4 protein-coding genes are annotated in these 4,649 nt (G+C 44.8%); all 4 read right to left on the bottom strand.

All coding sequences use genetic code 11. The annotated features are described in order from the left end of the window. Window positions 1-151: 151 nt before the first annotated feature. Window positions 152-1,084 carry a phosphoribulokinase gene (locus tag RMO79_RS16955; RefSeq protein ID WP_310484390.1) on the bottom strand — a complete coding sequence of 311 codons (933 nt, stop codon included), beginning with the start codon at window positions 1,082-1,084 and terminating at the stop codon, window positions 152-154. A 245-nt stretch (window positions 1,085-1,329) separates the two neighbouring features. Then, window positions 1,330-2,454 carry a site-2 protease family protein gene (locus RMO79_RS16950; RefSeq protein WP_310484388.1) on the bottom strand — a complete coding sequence of 375 codons (1,125 nt, stop codon included), beginning with the start codon at window positions 2,452-2,454 and terminating at the stop codon, window positions 1,330-1,332. A gap of 166 nt (window positions 2,455-2,620) precedes the next feature. Then, window positions 2,621-3,664, bottom strand: coding sequence for a leucine-rich repeat domain-containing protein (locus RMO79_RS16945; protein WP_310484387.1), 1,044 nt, complete (start codon window positions 3,662-3,664; stop codon window positions 2,621-2,623). Between the two features lie 222 nt (window positions 3,665-3,886). Beyond that, entirely contained in the window at window positions 3,887-4,555 is a 669-nt protein-coding gene (locus tag RMO79_RS16940) for an AAA-like domain-containing protein (RefSeq protein WP_310484386.1), read from the bottom strand. Window positions 4,556-4,649 lie beyond the last annotated feature (94 nt).

Raw genomic sequence — 4,649 nt, 5'->3', positions numbered from 1 at the left:
AGAATTTTGGGTTGAATCGCTTTTTAACTGCAACTATATATTTTAACATTTTCGGGCTTTGCGGGTTGGGTTTGGGGTGGGGGAGAGGGGGGGACGGGGAGATGGGTTGCAATTACTTCTATTCCCTATTCCCAAAAGCCTAAAGCCTAGTTTATTTAGTGGCTTTAAGCATGTAATAGGTAATTAAGAGTTGGGTGAGGGCAAGTGGGTAGCTTTGGAGAATTTCGCCTGTGGTTCCGGTAATATTGCCGAGATTGGGGTTGACTTCGCGGTTGCAGACGGTGTGGAGATCGGGCATGTCGGCGCAAATCATCTGTTCTAAAATGTTAATCCGATCGGCTGTAGCATGACTATCGACTTCTAAAACATCGACTGGTTTGCCCATATCACGATCGAGCGTGAGGCGAATGGTCGGGTAGAGATCGTTGTAGTCGCGATCGATTATTTCACTCAAATCGGGGTGGGGAATCGTCGGGCGCAAGATCAGTCGGACGTTTAATAAGGGATCGTTTTCATCTGTGCTATCGGCGGGTGGATAAAAGCTGGCGACGAGATCCGCCCATTCCCGTTGGGGACGAATGAATTGCGCTGAGTCGGGTTCGCGCTTTTGGAGTTCGGCTAATACTTGGGCTTCGGTGTAGCCGCGTTTGAGGGTATCGCGTTTGATTTTCCACAATGTGCGGAGAGATTCGGGTGGTGCGAGATAGACTTTGACATCAAAACAATCGCGCAGTGAGGGGGTGGAATAACCGAGCAATCCTTCAACTACGACAAACCGATTTGGTTTGATATATCTCGGTGGATCGAAGGTACCTGTGGTATGGCTGTAAATTGGCTTGAGAATCGGTTGTCCGTTGCGGAGCAGTGCCAAATGCTGCTGCATGATGTCGAGATAGTTGCAGTCGGGATGAAGAGCGGTAATATTTAGTTCTGCGCGCTGCTGACGATCGTAGCGATGATAGTCATCCGTACCGATGACTGTAACATTTTCTGCGCCAAGAATTTGAGCGATGCCTTTAGTCAGGGTTGTTTTACCCGCCGCGCTATCGCCGACGATACCAAGAATGATGGGACGGTGGCTCATGGTGTTAATCTGAGTGTCGATCTATTGTACTTCGACTGGCTGCATACTCTAGTCTAGATCGCCACCAATCCAGCATATTACAGCACTTTCCAGTAATATGCAGTAAGTTATCAGTTCGGAAGGGGGGCACGAAAAGTGCGGTCTTGGGGCGCGAAGCTCTAGGGGGGAACTGTACTTCACAATCCAGGAAAGTGCTGTAAACCGATCGATCGGTTTAATATTTTAGACGTAGTTCTACTTGACTTTTATGCAGGATTCTCCAGGGGTTTACGGTGGAGTAAGTTAATCACAGCGGCTTTTTCTAACAATCCAACTAAAATACCATCGCTATCGGTGACGCTCAGAGTCACAACTTGCTTGGATTCTAATTGCTCGATCGCTTGTAATAACGGACGATCGGCGATGATAATTGTAGATGGTTCGATCGCCGTCATGATTTCGCTGACTGCGGTATGCGCCCATCGATCGGATCGAACATCTTTAAGCGCGTCTAGTGCCAATTCTCCGACTAAGTGCCCAGATGTATCGGTAACTAGAAACTTTTGCCAGTTGCTACCAGCGAGGGTGCGTTGGTCTACAAATTCGCGCAGGGTGATATCTTGATGGATAATCGGACTATTGGGAGTCACGGCATCGGCGACAGTCAATCCCGTCAGGCGTTCTTGTACGCGGGCAAACTGGGCAGATTTACCAGCATTTTGGAGTAAGAACGAACCGATGAGTAAGTTCCAGATATTATCGAAGCTACCGTATAATACTAGCGGTAATAAGCCCGATCCGATCGCGACCCAGCCAAAGGCTTGACCGACAATGCTGGCGATTTTGACACCTTTATACTGATTACCAGTCACTTTCCAGACGATCGCTTTGAGAATATTACCACCATCGAGGGGTAAGCCCGGAATCAGGTTGAATAAGCCTAATGATAAGTTAATTGCGGCGAGTACGGCGGTAATTGCGGCAATCGGGCCAGTCAGATGAGCTGTAAAGCCAAGTGTGGTGAGGATACCAAATAATACTAAGCTAACGGCGGGGCCTGCGATCGCAACCCAAAAGGCAGCGGCGGGACTTTCGGATTCTTTTTCTAGGCTGGCTAATCCGCCAAAGATAAACAGGGTAATCGAATCTACCTTGATGCCTTGTCTCATCGCTACAAAGCTATGCCCTAACTCGTGGGCGAGTACCGAGCTAAATAATAGTAACGCAGTCACCAAGCCTAAGATAAATGGACTAGCACCTGCTAGGTATGGAAACTGAGCCGCCAAACCTTCCCCATAACTCCACGTTACTAAGCCCAGCACCAGAAACCAGGTGGGATTGATATAAAAAGGGATGCCAAATAAGGAACCAACCCGGATATTACCATTCATTACAGCGACCTCTAACTCTAAAGTCTACGATCGGTTATTCGATCGGTTACGTCTATTGTAACTAAATATTAAGGACTCTCTCATTATTGCCAGATCGTAATACCCGTCTATAGTGGTTCGGTTATCGGATTTAGTTATCGAACTCCCCAATCCCCGCTCCCCGCTTTTAAGTCTGAACGGCAAAGGTATCGGGATGAATGCCATGATTTACCCAGACTATCGCTTCCTCTGCACTTTTCATATCTGGGGGAACTCGGAGAATATGAACGTGTGCGGTGGAGGGACAAATCATTTTTAATAACATCATTGGTTCGCGATCGAACGATTGAAATTTTCTGGTTTTCAGTAATGTATACTGTCGCCAAGTATCTTGGAAGAGTGCGCCAAATTGATTGTAAATTTGGAGGTAGCCGATCCGATCGATTAAAATGCGTCTGAGTTGGCTATTATATTCATTTAATAGCCACTGCGGTTGCCATTCGCTCACATCATGCCAGTAGCGTTGGGGTAAATTTACGCCTTGAAATTTGACAATTTTTAAATTGGGTAACTTTTGGAGAATTGATAAATTTGCGATATCGTTATTATTAATCTGTAGCTCTTGAAGACTGGTCAGATTACTGAGGCTATCTGGTAGAGTCGTTAAATAATTGTTGTTTAAATTTAAGCGAGTTAAGTTAGCTAGATTGCCGAGATTGTTGGGGAGACTAGTCAGTAAATTGTTACTCAAATTGAGATCGGTTAGCTCGACTAAGTTACCGATACTATCTGGTAAGCTAACTAACTGATTGCGATCGAGATATAAGCATTTTAAATTTAAAAGACCCCCAATAGTATCTGGAAGAATAGTTAAGTAATTATCTCGCAGGCTGAGACTAGTGAGATTTGATAGATTACCAAGAGTGTTGGGGATGGTAGTTAGTTGATTAGATCCTAGATACAGCCATCGCAAATTAGCAAGATTACCGATACTTGCGGGAAGTGTTGTTAGTTGATTTGCACTTAGAGATAGACTATTTAGATTGGTGAGATTTCCGATACTATCTGGAATTGTTATTAGTTGGTTGCTTAATAATGATAACTCTACTAATTTAGAAAAATCGCCAATATTATCTGGTAGATTTGTGATGTTATGAAATCTCAGATCTAGAATCGATGTTGAATTGAGACTCGCACCTTCGATTTTATCGGTTAATTTTAATACTTGCATAACGATCGATAATAAATAGATGCACCATGACGATCGCATTTAGAGGAGAGTAAGGAGTAAGGAGTAAGGAGTCGGGAGACTGGGGGACTGGGGGACTGGGAGATTTCCTTTACCCTTTACCCTTTAACCCTTTTTCCCTAAAACCTAAAACCTAAAGCCTAAGATAGATTAAACACTGCCGATCGCTGAATTCCGTAGAGAGATATTTTTGCTACTATTTAGTTATGATTTAGTTTCGATCGCGGCTAGATTGCTGAAATATTCCCGGTACAACTCAGATCTGGGAATGACAAATTCGCCGCTGAATTTTACCAATCCCAATCCCTCTAATCTTCCTCTCAAGCGGGGAGATAAAATCGCCCCAGTTGGGGATGCCAGCACATCATTCATCGCTGCAAGTAAGTCTGGATGACTGTTGAGGGTAGTTTCGAGTCTGGCGAGGTGGCGGCGATAAAAGATGCTCTGACGGCTCGTAGCGGTGGCAATCAGGGTAGGCAAATCGATGTTACCATGAGCGACTTCAAACATCGCCAGTCTGACTAAAAATGGATGTCCGCCAATAACGCTCATCAGTCGATCGCAATCTTGCTGCGTCCAGTTTAACTGATGTTTGGTTGCGAGTAACTCTACTCGATCGCGGCTAAATTCACTAACTTCAATACTAATCCCGACATTAAATGGAGATCTATCGATTTCGAGCGGGATGTAAACTTCAGCCGCATGAGAGATAATCAGTCGCAGTCTACTCAAAATTTCCGTATGTTTCCCCGCTTCGTGCAGGCTTCGCAACAGGCTAAAAAAATTGTTGTATAAATGAGGCGCATCGAATAACAGATCGATCGCATCTAAGAGGATGTTTGGAAATACGGAGAGTATAAAATATTCAAGCAAGTCTCCGTAGCATAAGTCGGATCATAGCAATGTGGATGAAAGCCTCTGATGAAGCAGGTAAACGTTCGTAATCAACATTAAGACGGCGACACCA

Origin of the sequence: Chamaesiphon sp. VAR_48_metabat_403, from assembly GCF_031422475.1 — a bacterium.
Taxonomy (GTDB): Bacteria; Cyanobacteriota; Cyanobacteriia; order Cyanobacteriales; family Chamaesiphonaceae; genus Chamaesiphon.
Note: the sequence above shows the minus strand (reverse complement) of the source record. Positions and strands in the feature narration are given on the sequence as shown.

What these genes read in the sequence shown, in the direction of transcription:
- RMO79_RS16955 (WP_310484390.1), bottom strand. Translation starts at nt 1,084, where the DNA reads ATGAGCCACCGTCCCATCATTCTTGGTATCGTCGGCGATAGCGCGGCG.
- RMO79_RS16950 (WP_310484388.1), bottom strand. Translation starts at nt 2,454, where the DNA reads ATGAATGGTAATATCCGGGTTGGTTCCTTATTTGGCATCCCTTTTTAT.
- RMO79_RS16945 (WP_310484387.1), bottom strand. Translation starts at nt 3,664, where the DNA reads ATGCAAGTATTAAAATTAACCGATAAAATCGAAGGTGCGAGTCTCAAT.